The organism is Rhodococcus sp. Q1, from assembly GCF_004153645.1.
GTDB classification, from domain to species: Bacteria; Actinomycetota; Actinomycetes; order Mycobacteriales; family Mycobacteriaceae; genus Rhodococcus; species Rhodococcus gordoniae.
Map to the genome: position 1 here is coordinate 95,833 of NZ_SDMJ01000002.1, position 16,933 is coordinate 112,765.

Annotated in this window: 17 protein-coding genes; 1 reads left to right on the forward strand and 16 read right to left on the reverse strand. The window is 68.2% G+C overall.

Annotation, left to right across the window (positions count from 1 at the left end):
- Window positions 1-20: 20 nt before the first annotated feature.
- The 12 genes from nuoK to EQ874_RS05305 form a co-directional block, all read right to left on the reverse strand.
- The gene (gene nuoK / locus EQ874_RS05250; protein ID WP_016935375.1) at window positions 21-320 is read right to left on the reverse strand and encodes an NADH-quinone oxidoreductase subunit NuoK; all 300 of its coding nucleotides are present in this window, start codon (window positions 318-320) and stop codon (window positions 21-23) included.
- Complete coding sequence (locus EQ874_RS05255; RefSeq protein ID WP_129976100.1) at window positions 317-1,111, reverse strand: NADH-quinone oxidoreductase subunit J; 795 nt, start codon at window positions 1,109-1,111, stop codon at window positions 317-319. Before EQ874_RS05255 ends, nuoK begins: the two co-directional genes overlap by 4 nt.
- Window positions 1,108-1,653, reverse strand: a complete 546-nt coding sequence (nuoI, locus tag EQ874_RS05260) for an NADH-quinone oxidoreductase subunit NuoI (RefSeq protein ID WP_064062988.1) — start codon at window positions 1,651-1,653, stop codon at window positions 1,108-1,110. Before nuoI ends, EQ874_RS05255 begins: the two co-directional genes overlap by 4 nt.
- The gene (nuoH, locus tag EQ874_RS05265; RefSeq protein WP_129976102.1) at window positions 1,653-2,954 is read right to left on the reverse strand and encodes an NADH-quinone oxidoreductase subunit NuoH; all 1,302 of its coding nucleotides are present in this window, start codon (window positions 2,952-2,954) and stop codon (window positions 1,653-1,655) included. The genes nuoI and nuoH overlap by 1 nt, the downstream gene beginning before the upstream one ends.
- Complete coding sequence (locus EQ874_RS05270) at window positions 2,951-5,422, reverse strand: NADH-quinone oxidoreductase subunit G (protein ID WP_129976104.1); 2,472 nt, start codon at window positions 5,420-5,422, stop codon at window positions 2,951-2,953. Before EQ874_RS05270 ends, nuoH begins: the two co-directional genes overlap by 4 nt.
- Window positions 5,419-7,605 carry an NADH-quinone oxidoreductase subunit NuoF gene (gene nuoF / locus EQ874_RS05275; RefSeq protein ID WP_129976106.1) on the reverse strand — a complete coding sequence of 729 codons (2,187 nt, stop codon included), beginning with the start codon at window positions 7,603-7,605 and terminating at the stop codon, window positions 5,419-5,421. The genes EQ874_RS05270 and nuoF overlap by 4 nt, the downstream gene beginning before the upstream one ends.
- The gene (locus EQ874_RS05280; RefSeq protein WP_242496659.1) at window positions 7,602-8,903 is read right to left on the reverse strand and encodes an NADH-quinone oxidoreductase subunit D; all 1,302 of its coding nucleotides are present in this window, start codon (window positions 8,901-8,903) and stop codon (window positions 7,602-7,604) included. Before EQ874_RS05280 ends, nuoF begins: the two co-directional genes overlap by 4 nt.
- Window positions 8,903-9,619, reverse strand: a complete 717-nt coding sequence (locus EQ874_RS05285; RefSeq protein ID WP_129976110.1) for an NADH-quinone oxidoreductase subunit C — start codon at window positions 9,617-9,619, stop codon at window positions 8,903-8,905. Before EQ874_RS05285 ends, EQ874_RS05280 begins: the two co-directional genes overlap by 1 nt.
- On the reverse strand, window positions 9,616-10,170 hold the full coding sequence (locus EQ874_RS05290; protein ID WP_006554043.1) for an NADH-quinone oxidoreductase subunit B: 555 nt from the start codon (window positions 10,168-10,170) through the stop codon (window positions 9,616-9,618). Before EQ874_RS05290 ends, EQ874_RS05285 begins: the two co-directional genes overlap by 4 nt.
- 101 nt (window positions 10,171-10,271) lie before the next feature.
- A complete protein-coding gene (locus EQ874_RS05295; protein WP_016935086.1) occupies window positions 10,272-10,631 on the reverse strand; it encodes an NADH-quinone oxidoreductase subunit A in 360 nt (119 codons plus the stop codon).
- A gap of 254 nt (window positions 10,632-10,885) precedes the next feature.
- Entirely contained in the window at window positions 10,886-11,290 is a 405-nt protein-coding gene (locus tag EQ874_RS05300) for a response regulator transcription factor (RefSeq protein WP_129976112.1), read from the reverse strand.
- Between the two features lie 73 nt (window positions 11,291-11,363).
- Entirely contained in the window at window positions 11,364-11,645 is a 282-nt protein-coding gene (locus tag EQ874_RS05305) for a hypothetical protein (protein WP_232284797.1), read from the reverse strand.
- A 351-nt stretch (window positions 11,646-11,996) separates the two neighbouring features.
- Between EQ874_RS05305 and EQ874_RS05310 the strand changes: the two genes are divergently transcribed.
- Window positions 11,997-13,010 (forward strand): iron-siderophore ABC transporter substrate-binding protein, encoded by a 1,014-nt coding sequence (locus EQ874_RS05310; protein WP_129976501.1) that lies wholly within the window; start codon window positions 11,997-11,999, stop codon window positions 13,008-13,010.
- 37 nt (window positions 13,011-13,047) lie between these two features.
- Here the strand turns inward: EQ874_RS05310 and EQ874_RS05315 are convergent, their stop codons facing one another.
- The 4 genes from EQ874_RS05315 to EQ874_RS05330 are packed head-to-tail and all read right to left on the reverse strand — an operon-like array spanning window position 13,048 to window position 16,658.
- Complete coding sequence (locus EQ874_RS05315) at window positions 13,048-13,716, reverse strand: methionine ABC transporter permease (protein ID WP_129976114.1); 669 nt, start codon at window positions 13,714-13,716, stop codon at window positions 13,048-13,050.
- A 13-nt stretch (window positions 13,717-13,729) separates the two neighbouring features.
- A complete protein-coding gene (locus EQ874_RS05320; protein WP_064062981.1) occupies window positions 13,730-14,749 on the reverse strand; it encodes a methionine ABC transporter ATP-binding protein in 1,020 nt (339 codons plus the stop codon).
- Window positions 14,749-15,585 (reverse strand): MetQ/NlpA family ABC transporter substrate-binding protein, encoded by an 837-nt coding sequence (locus tag EQ874_RS05325; RefSeq protein ID WP_129976116.1) that lies wholly within the window; start codon window positions 15,583-15,585, stop codon window positions 14,749-14,751. Before EQ874_RS05325 ends, EQ874_RS05320 begins: the two co-directional genes overlap by 1 nt.
- A gap of 44 nt (window positions 15,586-15,629) precedes the next feature.
- Entirely contained in the window at window positions 15,630-16,658 is a 1,029-nt protein-coding gene (locus EQ874_RS05330; protein WP_064063033.1) for a 2-oxoglutarate and iron-dependent oxygenase domain-containing protein, read from the reverse strand.
- Window positions 16,659-16,933 lie beyond the last annotated feature (275 nt).

Sequence of the window (16,933 nt, forward strand, 5' to 3'; positions counted from 1 at the left end):
CTCACCGTCCTCGTGGGTCGTCAGTACTTGAGCAGGTCGGCGTTGTCGACGGAGGCGGATCGCCTCGTCCGGAAGATCGTCACGATGATGGCGAGACCGACGACGACCTCGGCGGCCGCGACGACCATCGTGAAGAAGGCGAACACCTGGCCGTGGAGGTTGCCGTGCATCCGCGCGAAGGTGACGAAGGCCAGGTTGGCGGCGTTGAGCATCAGTTCGACGCACATGAACACGACGATGGCGTTGCGGCGGACGAGAACTCCCACTGCGCCGATGGTGAACAGCAGTGCCGACAGGTAGAGGTAGTTCTCGGGGTTCATCGCCGATCCTTCCTCGCGTCGTCACCGCCGGGTTCGCGCAGGCCGAGCTCGGTGTGGTCCCAGTCGCGGCCGATGCGGCCGAGCAGCTCACCGACCGACAGTTCGGAGAACGAGCCGTCCGGGAGCAGGGCCGGAACGTCGGCGGCGTTGTGGCGGGCGTAGACACCCGCAGCCGGCAGCGGAGTGACCCGTTCTCCTTCACGGAACCGGCGTGCGGCGAGTTCGCGCTGGGTCTTCCTGGGCTCCGATCGTTCCCGGTGGGCGAGCACCATCGCGCCCACGGTGGCGGTGATGAGCAGCGCCCCGGTGAGTTCGAACGCCCAGACGAAGTCGATGAACAGCAACACCGCCAGGCCCTCGACGTTGCCGCCGGCGTTGGCGGCGTCGAGTCCCGCGAATCCGGACACCGCGGTGTTCCCGATGCCGCCGATGAGCATCACCGCGAACCCGATCGCCACGACGATCGCGAGAACGCGCTGGCCCTTGATGGTTTCGACGAGGGAATCGGACGAGTCGATGCCGACGAGCATGAGCACGAACAGGAACAGCATCATGACCGCGCCGGTGTAGACCACGACCTGCACCACACCGAGGAACACGGCGTCCTGCGCGATGTAGAAGACGGCGAGCACGATCATCGTCACGGCGAGGAACAGCGCCGAGTACACGGCTTTCGGGGCGACGACGACGCCGAGCGCCCCGAGCACCGCGACGGCACCGAGGATCCAGAACTGCACGGCCTCCCCGGTGGAGGTCGTGACGAGTTCGGCGGCGAGCAGGGCGGTGGTCACCGGTGTTCCTCCCCGTCGGCGGCGGACACGTGCTCGGGCACCGGGATCGTGCCCCGGTAGTAGTCCTCGTCCGTGGCGCCGGGCGCCATGGGATGCGGAGGTGGCTGCATCCCGGATTCGAGGGGGGCGAGCAACCGGTCCTTCTCGTAGATCATGTCGGTGCGGTTGTCCGCCGCCATCTCGTACTCGTTGGTCATGGTGAGCGCGCGGGTCGGGCACGCCTCGATGCACAGTCCACAGCCGATGCACCGCAGGTAGTTGATCTGGTAGACACGTCCGTATCGTTCCCCGGGCGAGTACCGCTCCTGATCGGTGTTGTCGGCGCCCTCGACGTGGATGGCGTCGGCCGGGCACGCCCACGCGCACAGTTCGCAGCCGATGCATTTCTCGAGCCCGTCCGGATACCGGTTCAGCTGGTGGCGTCCGTGATAGCGGGGTGCGGTGGGTCTCTTCTGCTCCGGATACTGCTCGGTGTTGGGCTTCTTGAACATCGTCGTGAGCGTCACACCGAAACCGGCCAGCGGGCCGCGGAATTCGACCATCACGATCCTCCTGGGAGACGACCCGCCGAAGCGGGCGGGCTCGGTCGGGTGCCCGACCGGGCAGGTAGTGGCGGCACGGGGAATCCACCGGCCATGGCGTCGAATTCCTCGTCGGGTCCGGGCAGCTCGATCGCCTGTGCGGTACGCCGGGTCCGCCGCGCGCGCAGGGACAGGTAGCCGAACAGCAGCGCCGTGGACAGCACACCGGCGACGATGAGACTCGCGGTGCCGGGAAGCACATCGTCGCCGTCGAGGAGGCGCAGCACGGCCACGACCATCACCCACACCACCGAGACGGGGATGAGCAGTTTCCAGCCCAGGGCCATGAACTGGTCGTATCGCAACCTCGGCAGAGTGCTGCGCAGCCAGACGAAGACGAACAGCACGACCCACACCTTGATCACGAACCACAGCAGCGGCCACCAGCCCGAGTTCGCGCCGCTCCACAGCGTCAGCGGCCACGGCGCGTGCCAGCCGCCGAGGAACAAGGTGGTCGCGAGCGCGGAGACAGTGACCATGTTGACGTACTCCGCGAGCATGAACATCGCGAACCGCAGCGACGAGTACTCGGTGTGGAAGCCGCCCACGAGTTCGCCTTCGGCTTCGGGAAGATCGAAGGGAGCGCGGTTGGTCTCCCCCACCATCGACACCGAGTACACCAGGAACGACGGGAGCAGCAGCACGACGAACCACAGATCGTTCTGCGCGGCGACGATCCCCGAGGTCGACATGGTGCCCGCCTGCAGGAAGACCGCGGCGAACGCGAGTCCCATCGCGATCTCGTAGGAGATGACCTGCGCGGTGGAGCGGAGGCCACCGAGCAGGGGGTAGGTCGAGCCGGAGGCCCAGCCGGCGAGCACGATGCCGTAGACGCCGACGGAGGTGATCGCCAGGACGTAGAGGACCGCGACGGGAAGGTCCGTGAGCTGCAGCGGCGTTCGAGTTCCGAAGATCGACACCTCCGGTCCGAACGGGACGACCGCGAACGCCATGAACGCCGGGGCCGTCGCGATGATCGGGGCGAGCAGATAGATCGGCTTGTCCACCCCGGTAGGGATGATGCCTTCCTTGAGAGCGAGTTTCAGGCCGTCGGCGACGGTCTGGAACAGCCCCTTCGGTCCGACCCGGTCGGGTCCGACCCGCATCTGCATCCAGGCCATGATCTTGCGTTCGGCGAGGATCATCACGAGCGTGGTCAGAACCAGGAACGCGAAGATCGCGAGGGCCTTCACGACGACGAGCCACCACGGATCGATACCGAACATCGACAGGTCCACGGACTGCTGGGCGGTGACGCTCATCGCGGATCCTCCTCGGCCGATCCCGTGCTCGTCGTCGCGGCGGCTCGGATCCGCACCACATCACCGGCGGTGACGCCGAGCTCGGCGTGCACCATCGATCCCGGCGACGCGGTGGGCAACCAGACGACGCGGTCGGGCAGCTCGTCGATCACCAGCGGAAGCGTGATCGACCCACGCCCGGTGGAGACGGTGAGCGAACGGTGTTCGGCCGCCCCGATTTCCGCTGCTGTCGCGGCCGACAGGCGGGCGACGGGTTCGTGGGCCGTCCCGGCGAGGTGGGGTTCGTCGTCCTGCGACCGGCCCGCGTCGAGGAGCATCCGCCAGGTGGCGAGGACCGCCTCCCCGAGCACGGGACGAGGTGCAGGTCGCGGAGACGTCACCGGTGTCTCGGGGACGGCGCCCGTCCATCGCCCGAGGGCCGCGAGTTCGCGGCGCAGAGTGTCGACGTCGTGGGAGCCGGGACCGTCGAGTCCGGTATCCGGATCCAGAGCATCGGCGATCGCCGCGAGCACGCGGTGGTCGGGCAGTGCCCCGGTGTCGCGGAGCGCGATCGGGAACACCCGCTCGCGCCCTTCCCAGTCGAGGAAGCTCCCGGCCTTCTCGGCTACCGGCGCGACGGGAAAGACGACGTCGGCGCGGTCGGTCACCGTGCTGCGCCGCACTTCCAGACTCACGACGAACCCGGCGCCGTCGATGCCGGCATGTGCGGCATCGGGATCGGGCAGGTCGGCGGGTTCGACCCCGGCCACCACGAGCGCGCCCAGCGCGCCCTCGGTGGCTGCGGCCAGGATCGCCGCGGTGTCGCGGCCCGGTCGGGACGGCAGGGTGTCTGGCGGAATACCCCACGCCGACTCGATGTCGCGACGGGCCTGCGGGTCGTCGACCGGGCGGCCCCCGGGCAGCAGGGTCGGGAACGCACCCGCTTCGAGGGCCCCGCGGTCACCGGCGCGCCGCGGGATCCACGCCAGGCGGGCCCCGGTCTCATCGGTGAGGGCCGCCGCGGCAGACAGCGCACCGGGTGATGCCGCAGCGCGCTCCCCCACCAGCACGATCGCACCCGGAGTTCGCATTGCGGCGGCCGCGTCGGAGGACGACCCGGTGCGGATCGCGTCGAGTGCACGCGCCTCGTCGCCCGGTACGCACTGCTCGAGTCGCCCCGACAGCTTGTGCACGCCGCGCGAGGCGAACGGTGCGATCGTGAAGACCTGCAGCCTGTTCCGCCGGACCGCCTGGCGCAGTCGCAGGAAGACGATCGGCGATTCCTCCTCGGGTTCGAATCCGACGAGCAGCACCGCCGGCGCGCGGTCGAGGTCGCGGTAGGTGACCTCGAGGTGCCGTCCGGCGACCCGTGCGGCGAGGAAGGCCGTCTCCTCGTCCGACAAGGCGCGGCTGCGGAAGTCGATGTCGTTGGTGCCGAGCGCCGTACGCGCGAATTTCGCGTAGGCGTAGGCGTCCTCGACGGTGAGCCGGCCGCCGGTCAGGACTGCGGCCCTGCCACGTGCCGCCGCCAGGCCGCGGGCGGCGACCCCGAGCGCCTCGATCCACGAGGCGGGGACGAGCGCTCCCGTGTGGTCGCGGACGAGGGGCGTGGTGAGGCGGTCGTCGGCGGTGGCGTAGGTGAACGCCCAGCGTCCCTTGTCGCAATTCCATTCCTCGTTGACCTCGGGGTCGTCTCCGGCGAGGCGGCGCAGCACGGCTCCGCGACGGTGGTCGGTGCGTTGGGCGCAACCGCTCGCGCAGTGTTCGCACACGCTCGGTGTGGAGACCAGGTCGAACGGGCGGGCGCGGAACCGGTAGGCGGCGCCCGTGAGGGCACCGACCGGGCAGATCTGGACGGTGTTGCCGGAGAAATACGACTCGAACGGTTCCTCGGTGTAGATGCCGACCTGCTGCAGCGCTCCGCGGTCGAGCATGTCGACGAACCGGTCGCCCGCGACCTGATCGGCGAAGCGGGTACACCGGGCGCACAGCACGCACCGTTCGCGGTCGAGGAGCACCTGTGAGGAGATCGCGATGGGTTTCGGATAGGTGCGTTTGGTGTCCTCGAAGCGGGACTCGGCGCGGCCGTTGGACATCGCCTGGTTCTGCAGCGGGCACTCACCACCCTTGTCGCACACCGGGCAGTCGAGCGGATGGTTGATGAGCAGCAGTTCCATCACGCCGCGCTGTGCCTTGTCGGCTACCGGCGAGGTGAACTGGGTGCGCACGACCATCCCGTCGGTGACCACCGAGGTGCACGAGGCGAGCGGTTTGCGCTGTCCCTCGACCTCGACGAGGCACTGGCGGCACGCGCCGACCGGCTCGAGCAGTGGGTGGTCGCAGAACCGCGGGATCTGCACCCCGATCAGTTCGGCGGCGCGGATCACGAGAGTGCCCTTCGGCACGGCGATCTCGGTGTCGTCGATGGTGACGTTCACGAGGTCGGTGGTCTCGGACTTCTCCGCACCGGCACCGGACACGGCGGTCATCGCTCGCCTCCTTCCGCGGGGGTATCGGCGGCGAGCGTCGACAGGTGCGGGTCGAACGGGCAGCCGCCGTGCTCGAAGTGGGCGAGATACTCGTCGCGGAAGTACTTCACCGAGGAGGTGATCGGGCTGGTCGCACCGTCACCGAGCGCGCAGAATGCCCGGCCGAGGACGTTGTCGGAGATGTCGAGCAGCTTCTCCAGGTCGGCTTCGGTACCCCGACCGTGTTCGAGCCGGTCGAGGATCTGCACGAGCCACCAGGTGCCCTCGCGGCAGGGGGTGCACTTGCCACACGATTCGTGGGCGTAGAACTCCGTCCAGCGCAGCACCGTGCGGACGACGCAGGTGGTCTCGTCGAAGATCTGCAGGGCCCGGGTCCCGAGCATCGACCCGGCGGCGGCGACGTTCTCGTAGTCCAGAGGGACGTCGAGATGTTCGTCGGTGAAGATCGGGGTCGACGAACCGCCGGGTGTCCAGAACTTGAGCCGGTGGCCGGCGCGCACACCCCCGGCGTAGCCGAGCAGCTCCCGCAGTGTGATGCCGAGCGGAGCCTCGTACTGGCCGGGGGCGGTGACGTGCCCGGACAGGGAGAACATCGCGAAGCCCGGTGATTTCTCGGTGCCCATCGAGCGGTACCAGTCCACACCGTTGCGGACGACGAGCGGGACGTTCGCGATGGATTCGACGTTGTTGACGACGGTCGGGCACGCGTACAGGCCGGCGACGGCGGGAAAGGGTGGGCGCAGACGAGGCTGGCCGCGTCGGCCCTCGAGGGAGTCGAGCAGGGCCGTCTCCTCACCGCAGATGTACGCGCCCGCACCGGCGTGGACGACGAGTTCGAGGTCGTATCCGGAACCGAGGATGTCGCGTCCTAGATAGCCGGCCTCGTAGGCCTCGGCGACCGCGGCGTGCAGGCGCCGCAGCACCGGGACGGCCTCCCCGCGCAGATAGATGAACGCGTGCCGGGCGCGGATCGCGTAGGCGGCGATGATGACGCCTTCGACGAGGGCGTGCGGGGTGGCCAGCATGAACGGGATGTCCTTGCAGGTTCCCGGTTCGGATTCGTCGGCGTTGACGACGAGGTAGTGCGGCTTGTCGTCGCCCTGCGGGATGAACGACCACTTGGTGCCGGTGGAGAATCCGGCACCGCCGCGGCCGCGGATCCCGGAGTCCTTCACCGCGGCGATGACGGCGTCCGGATCCGTACCGAGCGCGATGGGCAGGGCCTCGTAGCCGCCGTGCCGCCGGTAGGCGTCGAGGGTCCACGCCCGCTCCTCGTCCCAGTGACGGGTGAGCACAGGGGTCAGACCCGTCGGGGATTTCCCGACGGTGACGACGGCCTCGTCCTTCTCCGGCGGTTCCGGTGCCCGCATGTCGTGCTCGCGGGCGACCCCGAGTCCGGCCAGGGAGGCCGGTCCGGCGGTGCCGGCGGCGTCGAGCGCGCCGGGCCGGCGGTCGGGGAAACCGGCCAGCAGGCGTGCGGTGTCGCGGAAGCTGCGCAGCGGTGCGCCGCGCGTCGGTGTGGGCGTGCCGCCGGAGAGCAGTTCGTCGACGAGCTCGACCGCGGAGTCGACGGTGCGGTTGTCGAACAGCTCCCAGTCGACGGTCATCACCGGGGCGTAGTCGCACGCCGCGTTGCACTCGATGTGTTCGAGGGTGATCGCGCCGTCGGCGGTGGTCTCGTCGTGTCCGATGCCGAGCCGGGTGCACAGCGCGGAGAAGATCTCGTCGCCGCCCATCACCGCGCACAGCGCGTTCGTACACACCCCCACGTGGTGGCGGCCCGTCGGCGAGCGGCGGTACATGGTGTAGAAGGTCGAGACGGCGGCGACCTCGGCGCCGGTGAGCCCCAGCCGCCGGGCACAGAACTCGATCCCGGCGGGCGTGATGTAGCCGTCCTCCGCCTGCACCAGATGCAGCAGCGGTAGCAGCGCCGATCGTGGCTGCGGGTAGCGCGCGACGATCCGGTCGGCGTCGGCGTCGAGACGGGCGCGCACGTCGTCGGGATAGCGGCGCGGCGCGTCGGGTGGGGTGAGATAGGTGTCCTCGTCGGGTCGCGGTCCGAGCGGGACGAGGACGGGTTCGCGCGCAGCGGGTTCGGTCATCGGCACGGCGGCGGTGGTCTCGCTCGTGGCCGCGGTGCCGACGGTCTCCGCGCCCGCGGCGCGCACGAATTCGGTGCTCATCGGTCCACTCCCCCCATCACCGGGTCGATGCTGGCGACGGCGGCGATGACGTCGGAGACCATGCCGCCTTCGCACATCGCCGCGACGGCCTGCAGATTCGTGAACGACGGATCGCGGTAGTGCACGCGGTAGGGCCGCGTGCCGCCGTCGCTGACCAGGTGGACGCCGAGTTCGCCGCGTGGCGATTCGACGCCGATGTAGACCTGTCCCGCCGGGACGCGGATGCCCTCTGTGACGAGTTTGAAGTGGTGGATCAGGCCCTCCATCGACTCGCCCATGATGTGGCGGATGTGGTCGGGCGAGTTGCCGAGTCCGTCCGGTCCGAGCTGCAGTTTCGACGGCCAGGCGATCTTGCCGTCCTGCACCATCACCGGGCCGGGACGGAGCCGGTCGAGGCACTGCTCGACGATCTTCAACGATTCGCGCATCTCCCCGATCCGCACGAGATAGCGCGCGTAGCAGTCGGATCCCTCGGCGGTGACGATGTCGAACTCGTAGGTCTCGTAACCGCAATAGGGTTCGGCGCGGCGCAGGTCGTAGGGCAGTCCGGTGGATCGGAGGATCGGGCCGGTGACGCCGAGGGCCATGCATCCGGTGAGATCGAGGCAGCCGATGTCTCGGGTGCGCGAGATGAAGATCGGATTGTCGGTGAACAACGCTTCGAGATCGGCGAGCCGGGCGGGCAGCGCGGCGAGCAGGTCGCGGATCATCGGCACGGCCTCGTCGGGCAGGTCCTGGGAGAGTCCGCCGGGCCGGATGTAGGAGTGGTTCATCCGCAGTCCGGTGATCGTCTCGAAGACGTCGAGGATCAGTTCGCGCTCGCGGAATCCGAACAGCATCGGTGTCGTCGCACCGAGTTCCATGCCGCCGGTGGCCAGCGCCACCAGATGCGAGGAGATGCGGTTGAGTTCCATCAGCATCACCCGCACGACCTGCGCGCGTTCGGGGACGAGATCCTCGATGCCGAGGAGTTTCTCGACACCGAGGCAGTAGGCGGTCTCGTTGTGGAACGGCGCGAGGTAGTCCATGCGCGTGACGAAGGTGACGCCCTGGGTCCAGTTGCGGTATTCGAGATTCTTCTCGATTCCGGTGTGGAGATACCCGATTCCGCAACGCGCCTCGGTGACCGTCTCGCCGTCGATCTCGAGGATCAGGCGCAGGACGCCGTGGGTGGACGGGTGCTGGGGTCCCATGTTGACGACGATGTGGTCCTCACCGCTGTCGCGCACGGCGGCGGCGATGTCGTCCCAGTCGCGTCCGACGGCGTCGAAGACGGTCTCGCCGGCGGGTTCGCTCATCACGTGTACGCCCTCCGTTCGTCGGGTGGCGGGATCCGGGCTCCCTTGTACTTCACGGGGATTCCGCCGAGAGGGTAGTCCTTGCGCTGGGGGTGCCCGCGCCAGTCGTCGGGCATCTCGATGCGCGTGAGCGCGGGATGACCGTCGAAGACGATCCCGAAGAAGTCGTAGGTCTCGCGTTCGTGCCAGTCGTTCGTCGGGTAGATGCGGTACAGCGACGGGACGTGCGGGTCGCTGTCGGGGATCGCGACCTCGAGACGCATGCGGCGGTTGTGGGTGATCGAGACGAGTGGATACACCGCGTGCAGTTCCCGGCCCGTCTCCTGCGGATAGTGCACGCCCGACACCCCGAGGCACAGCTCGAATCGGAGCGCGGGATGGTCGCGCAGGGTGCCGGCCACGAGGGGCAGCTGCTCGCGGCGGACGAAGGCGGTCAGTTGGTGGCGGTGCGCGACGACCTTCTCGACCGCCTGGGCATAGCCGACGCCGGTGTCGCCGGATCGCTCGTCGAGGACGTCCTCGAGCGTGTCGACGAGGTCGTCGAGGTACCCGCCGTAGGGTCGCTCGGTGCTGCCGGGCAGCGTCACCCGGCGCACGAGGCGGCCGTAGCCGCTGGTGTCACCGGATCCACGCACCCCGAACATGCCGCGTCGGACGGCGATCACCTCGTCGGCGCGGTCGTCGTGGTCGGATCCTGTCCGTTCGAGATCGGTCATCGCGGCGGCACCGTCAGTTCGATGAGGGGACGTTGGGCCAGGGCCGCTTCCTCGGCGGCGCGGATCGCCTCGGCCCGGTTCACACCCAGTGGCATCTGCGCGATCTTCTCGTGCAGCATGAGGATGGCGTGCAGGAGCATCTCGGGCCGGGGCGGGCAGCCCGGAAGGTAGATGTCGACGGGGACGACGTGGTCGACCCCCTGAACGATCGCGTAGTTGTTGAACATGCCGCCCGACGAGGCGCACACGCCCATCGCGAGCACCCACTTCGGTTCGACCATCTGGTCGTAGACGCGGCGCAGGGCGGGAGCCATCTTCTGGCTGACTCGGCCGGCGACGATCATGACGTCGGCCTGTCGCGGGGAGGCCCGGAAGGCCTCCATACCGAAGCGGGCGATGTCGTAGCGGCCACCGGCGGTGGCCATCATCTCGATGGCGCAGCACGCGAGCCCGAAGGACGCCGGCCACAAGGAGCCCTTGCGCGCGAAACCGGCCAGGGTCTCGACGGTGCTGAGCAGAAAACCGCTGGGGACCTTCTCCTCGATGCCCATCGCCCGTCACCTTCCCCGGAATCGGACCGGACGCCCGGTCGTTTGCCGTCCGCTCTCGTAACCCCTTCGCTGGCAGGACATCCCGTCGTACACGCGGGTCGTCAGTCCCATGTCAGGCCTCCTCGTTTCCACTCGTAGGCGTAGGCGACGAAGACGTTGAACATGAACAGCGCCATCGCCGCCAGACCGAAGACGCCGAGCGCGTCGAAATGGACCGCCCACGGGTACAGGAAGACGATCTCGATGTCGAAGATGATGAACAGCATCGCGGTGAGGTAGTACTTCACCGGGAAGCGGCCACCTCCCACCGGCTGGGGTGTGGGGTCGATGCCGCACTCGTACGCATCGAGCTTGGCGCGGTTGTATCGGCTCGGGCCCGCGAGGCTCGCCACCGCGACGGAGAAAACCGCGAAGGCCAGCGCGATGCCACCGAGTACCAGGATCGGTACATAGGCGTTCATGCCACCTCCGGTTCCTCGCGCGAATCCGGCCGCGGGCCTTCTCGTCGCCCGCGCACCCACTCCGCCGTGCACCGGGGTCCTCGCCCCAGGGCGGGCATGTGAGTTACGGCACACACTAGTGGTGTTCGCGTCGGACTTGTCGCGATTTCACACCCCCGATTCGGGGCGGCGTGTCGGGCTGCTCCGCACCGGGAAGGAGGGTAGATTCCCCTCCCCTCATACAGGTTCGCGGTCTGCCGGCCGCGCCCGAAGGGTCAGGAGTGGCGGGAGCGGGAGGTGAGCAGAGCAAGGACCTGCCGGCCGAGCCGGATCGGGTCGACCGGACGCCGCAGCGCCACCTCGGCGCCCGACCAGCGGGCCAGCCATTCATCGTCGGCGCGGGCGATCAGGACGACGATCGGCGGACACGAGTCGAGTTCGTCCTCGAGCTGCTTCGCGATCCCCATTCCGCCGGCCGGAGCGGATTCACCGTCGAGCACGGCGAGATCGATGTCGCCGGCATGCATGCGTTCGACGACGACCGGTGGTGTCGCGACCTCCACATAGTCGAGCGGGGGCAGATCCGGGTGCAGGCGGGTACCGAGGGCATCACGAACCTGCTGCCGCACGGTCGCATCGTCGCTGTAGACGAGGATGCGCAGCGAGTCGGTCACGGGCACGATGCTAGCCGAGGCCGGTGGTTCGCCCGGGGAACCCGCGTGTCGCGGGGCGGTACGGAGACGGAGCCCGAGATCAGGATCCGCTTCCGAGAAGATGCCACCGCCCCCGGACATCGGAACGGGCAGCCGTCTCCGCCTCGTCGTCGTGGATGATCGAGGCGGGCGCGATCATCAGGTGCGCCAGGACGATGCACGCACCGGTCAGCATGGCGAACGCACCGCCGATCAGATAGGACCCGGTGAACACCGCCGCCAGGAAACCGATCGTGAGCATTCCCGTGAGCGCGATGATCGCGAGAATTCGCCGACTCGAGCGTGGTATCGAATCGGACCTCTTGCCTGTGGATGCAACCATGAGCATCTCCGTTCCTCCCCGGAACGACCCCTCCCGCACTCCCGCGTCCACTCACCATCCCTGTCGACGAATTGTCGGTGACGAGCGAACCCCCGCAGGAGCCGGTTACGGCCATTCCCTTCTCCGCTCGGGCCGTGAGCGGTTTCGATAACAGAATACTATCAAATGTGACATGCGTCTCGTGATCTGTTTGTGGGACATCACGAATCCGACGGGCACCCTGAAATCTGCCGGTCACCGACGGGCTCGAAAGAAGGTTAGGCTCACCTCTTGATCTGCCCCCATCGCCGAGAGGTACCCATGAAACTCCGATCCCTGCGCCCCGGCCGCGAGCCTCGCCCGGTAGCCCTGATGCGCATTCCGCGCGCGACCGCCGTGCTGGTCGCCGCCGCCGTCGCCCTCACGGCCTGCTCGTCCGGAGCCGACATCGAGCCGAACGACTCACCCACCGGCGAATTCGAGCCCGTCGTGATCGAACACGCACTGGGGACCGCCGAGATCGACGCGCAACCCGAACGGGTCGTCACGCTCGGGATGGGCTCGGCCGAGACGGCGATCGCATTGGGTGTCACCCCGATCGGTGTGGAGGAATATCCCTGGGGCAGCGACGAAACGGGATATCTGCCCTGGATCCACGAGGAATTGACCGAGCGTGACGAGCCGCTGCCCGAACAGTTCACCGGCGGAGCCGAGGTGGACGTCGAGGCGATCGCCCGACTCGCGCCGGACGTCATCCTTGCTCCGTGGTCCGGGATCACGCAGGAACAGTACGACCTGTTGTCCGCGATCGCCCCGACCGTCGCCTATCCCGAACTGCCGTGGACGATCACCTGGCAGGACCAGATCGAGACCATCGGCACCGCCCTCGGCCGGCACGAGGAGTCCCTCGGCCTGATCACCGAGATCGAGGACACCTTCGAGGCCGCCGCGGCTGCCCATCCCGAGTACACCGACGTGACGTTCTCCTACATCTACAACACCGGCCCCGGCACGCTCGGGGTGTTCATGCCCGATGAACAACGGGTGGCGATGGTCCGCGGACTCGGATTGACGGTCGACCCGGTCGCGGAGACGCTCGAGGAGACCGAGGGCACCGACTCCGCGGTCATCGGTCTCGAGAACGCCGGCCTGCTGTCCGAATCGGACCTGATCTTCACCTTCTACTCCGACCCGGCGAACCGCGCCGAGATCGAAGCCCAGCCGGTCTACCGGCAGATCCCGGCGGTCGCCCGCGGGTCGCTGGTCGCGCCGAAGGAACAACCTTTCGTCACCGGCTCGTCGATCATCAATCCGCTCACCGTGCCGTGGGCGATCGACCGCTACATCCCGCTCATCGACGAGGCGATCGCGAAGCTCGACCGCTGAGCCGGACGCCACCGGTGGTGCGCTCGGCTCCCGGGTGTCACCGCCGGTGCGCGAGCCTGCGGATCATAAGATCACCGATGGACTGCATGATCTGCACCATCACGATGAGAACGACCACCGCGACCAGCAGCACCGGCGTGTTGAACCGCTGGTAGCCGTAGACGATCGCGAAGTCGCCGAGACCGCCACCACCGATGACGCCGGCCATCGCCGAGTAGCCCACCAGCAGCACGAGCGTGAGGGTGGCTCCGGCGATCAGCGGCGACAACGCCTCCGGCAGCAGCACCTTGCGCACGATCTGGAGGTTCGTGGCTCCCATCGCCTGGGCCGCCTCGACCCGGCCGCGCGGCACCTCCCGCAACGCGGATTCGACGATCCGGCCGAAGAACGGGATCGCGCCGATGGTGAGCGGCACGATCGCCGCGGTGGGCCCGATCGCGGTGCCCACGACGAAGCGGGTGAACCCGATCAGGGCGATCAGCAGAATGAGGAAGGGCAGCGACCGGAACAGGTTGACGATCACACCGAGAACGGTGTTGAGCGTCCTGCGGGGCCACAGTCCGGACGGTGAGGTCAACTGCAATACGATCCCGACCAGCACACCACCGACGATGGTGAGCAGGAACGACACGGCAACCATGTAGAGCGTCTCGAGGGTGGCTTCCCACACTTCCGGGAAGGCGTCGTACCACTGCAGCTTGTTCATCGCGCCTGCACCGTCATTCCGTGAGTCCCTCCAGTTCGCCTTCCGTCCCCCAGGCAAGGCTCAGGTACGGGCGTTCGGCCACGAATCCCTCGATGCGTGCCCGGTCGGTGCCCGCCGTGAACCGCAGGCGCATCCGGCCCACGGTGACGCTGCCGACCTGTTCGACCCGGCCACCGACCACTGCGACATCGGTGTCGAGGGCACGGATCATCTCCGCGAGCCACGGTCCGTGTGCGGCATCGCCGATTGCGGTGACCAGAGCCGTGTCCGCACCCGATCCCGCCGACGGGTCGGTGCCGACCGGGACGAGTGCGTGCCCGAGTGCCGATTCGGGATCGGCGACGAGATCGACGATCCGGCCGGTCTCGACGACCTGCCCTGCGGCGAGACGTGCGGCCGAGGTGCAGATCCGGCGCAGCACCCCGAGTTCGTGCGTGATCACCACGACCGTGACACCCAGTCGTCTGTTCACCTCGGCGACGAGATCGAGAACCTGATCGGTGGTGTCGGGGTCCAGGGCGCTCGTGGCCTCGTCGCACAGCAGTACCTCCGGTTCGGCCGCGAGTGCGCGGGCGATACCCACACGCTGTTGCTGACCACCGGACAGCTGCGACGGGAAGCTCTCCCCCTTGCCCACCAGGCCGACGAGATCGAGCAGTTCCAGGGCTCGTTTCCGTCGCTGCTCCTTGCTCACCCCGGCTACCTCGAGCGGGAACTCCACGTTCCGGATCACCGTGCGCGAATGCAGCAGGTTGAACTGCTGGAAGACCGTCCCGATCCGGCGACGGGCCGCACGCAGATCGGCGCCGGACAACGTCGACAGATCGTCCTTGCCGAGCAGGATCCGTCCCGAGGTGGGCCGCTCGAGCAGGTTCAGGCAGCGCAACAGGGTGGACTTGCCGGATCCGGACGGGCCCACGATGCCGTAGATCTCGCCGTCCGGGATCTCGAGCGACACCCCTCGCAGCGCCGCGACCTCCCCGGAGCGCCCGGCTCCGGGGAAGGTCTTGACGAGGTTCTCGACGACGATCATCAGTTCGTCGGGTGAACCGGAAGCACGGCGCCGGAGTAGGTCTCCTCGATCCAGGCAGCCGTCTCGGGCGATTCGAGAGCCTCGGCGAGAGCGGTGACGGCCGGGTCGTTCTCGTTCTCGGCCCGCACGACGAGCAGGTTGGAGAAGGGGTTGTTCTCCACCTTCTCGGTGACGATGGCGTCGTCGGCCGGATCGAGGCCGGCTTCGAGCGCGTAGTTGGAGTTGATCACGGCGGCGGTGATCTGCGCGTCGTCGAGCTGACGGGCGAGCTGCGGACGCTCGATGCCGACGAGGTTCAGGTTCTTCGGGTTGGCGGTGATGTTCGATTCGGTGACCACCGACAGGTCGGCGTCCTCGAAGGGCACGTCCATCTCGATCAGCCCGGCCGATTCGAGCAGGTACAGCGCGCGGGCGTAGTTGGTGGTGTCGCGCGGCACGGCGACGGTGTCGCCGTCCTTCAGCTCGTCGAGCGAGCCGATCTTGTTCGAGTACAGGCCGATCGGCTCGAGGTGCACGTCGGCGACCGCGACGAGATCGTCGACACCCTTCTGCTTCTGCCAGTCCGTCAGGTAGGGCTCGTGCTGGAAATAGTTCGCGTCGACGTCGCCGGCCTCGAGCAATTCGTTGGGATCGACCTCGCCGGTGATCTCGACGATGTCGAGCGTGTAGTCGCCCAGCGCCCCGGTGCTCACGACGTGGTCGAGGATCTCGACGTGCGGAGTGGACGATGCAGAGATCCGGAGGGTGGTGCCGTCCTCTTCGGACGACGAGCAGGCCGCGAGACCCACCGCGAGGGTGAGCGCAGCGGAGGCGACGACGATACGACGCAGTGACATCGGGTGGATACCTTCCGTAGGGATAGCGGGACGGACAGAATCGATTATCGGGGTGCAGCGAAGCGGGCGAGGAGATCCGCGTGAAAACGCTCCGCCACGTTCGGGTGTGCCCGGAGGCGGGATTTGAGTGCGTTGAGGCCGTAGACGGCGTGCAGGGTACCGCCGTGCGCGTCGGGACCGACACCGCGGGCGGCTGCTGCGAGTTCTGCGGGCAACTCCACCGGCGGGAGTGCCCGGTCGAGGCCGGGATTGAGGAAGAACGGCAACGACACGCGGTCCGTGCCCGCGGGCGGGGGCAGCACCCGATGGACCGTCGCCTGGAGGTAACCACCGGTGGCGACCTCGAGGAGTTCCCCGATATTGACGATGAAATGCCCTGGGAGCGGGTCGATGTCGACCCAGCTACCGTCGAGTTCGACCTGGAATCCGGTGCTGCCGGGTTCGGGATACAGCAGCGTCAACGCACCGACGTCCTTGTGACTGCCTACTCCCTGGTCGGTGACCGACCGGTCGTGCCCGGGATAGCGCGCGATCTTGAGCAGCGGGTCGGGATCGGCAAAGGCCTTCTCGAAGTGATCGGCCGGGGCGCCGAGCGATTCGGCCCAGGCACCGAGCAGCCGGCGTCCGACGTTGCCGGCCTCGTCGATCCAGCGCAGTGCCAGTTCGCGCAGTCGCGGGATCCGCTCCGGCCACAGATTGGGGCCGTGCAGCACCTCCCAGGGACGGTCGGGGCCGATCTCGGCGACGGCGTCGCGCTCCGGACCGATGTCGAGTTGTTCGCGCCAGTCGACGTTGCCCTGGGTGCGCTCGCCACCGACGCGGGTGTAGCCGCGGAAGTGAGGCGAGTAAATGTTCTCGACGGCGAGCTTGTCCGCCTCGGGAAGGGCGAAGAACTCGCGGGCCGCGGCGACGAGGTCGTCCGCGAGCACGGTGTCGATCCCGTGGCCGGCGAGATGGAAGAACCCGATCTCGTGGGTGGCGACCCGGAGACGATCGAGCAGAGCAGTACGTGTTGTGTCGTCGCCGTCGAGATCGGACAGATCGACGACGGGTAATACCGCCGAATCGGACATGATGTGCCTTTCGAACCGCATCGGATGCGAGGATTCCCGGTCGCTTGCCGGACCGTCGGTCGCGGCGGACTCAGGGAAATCGTGAGGGCAGGACGAGCTGCCCGGGCAGGGAGATCAGCGGCAACGACAACACGCAGGAGCCACGGCGCCCCGAGCGCGTGTGCTCACAGTCTGCGTGTGAGTGTTGCCCATGTTCTCCTCCGATGAGGCCGCGCGCGACCTTCGACGACAGTGGCGCCACGACGTGGTCCTGATCAAGGCTAATCGCCTCCGCG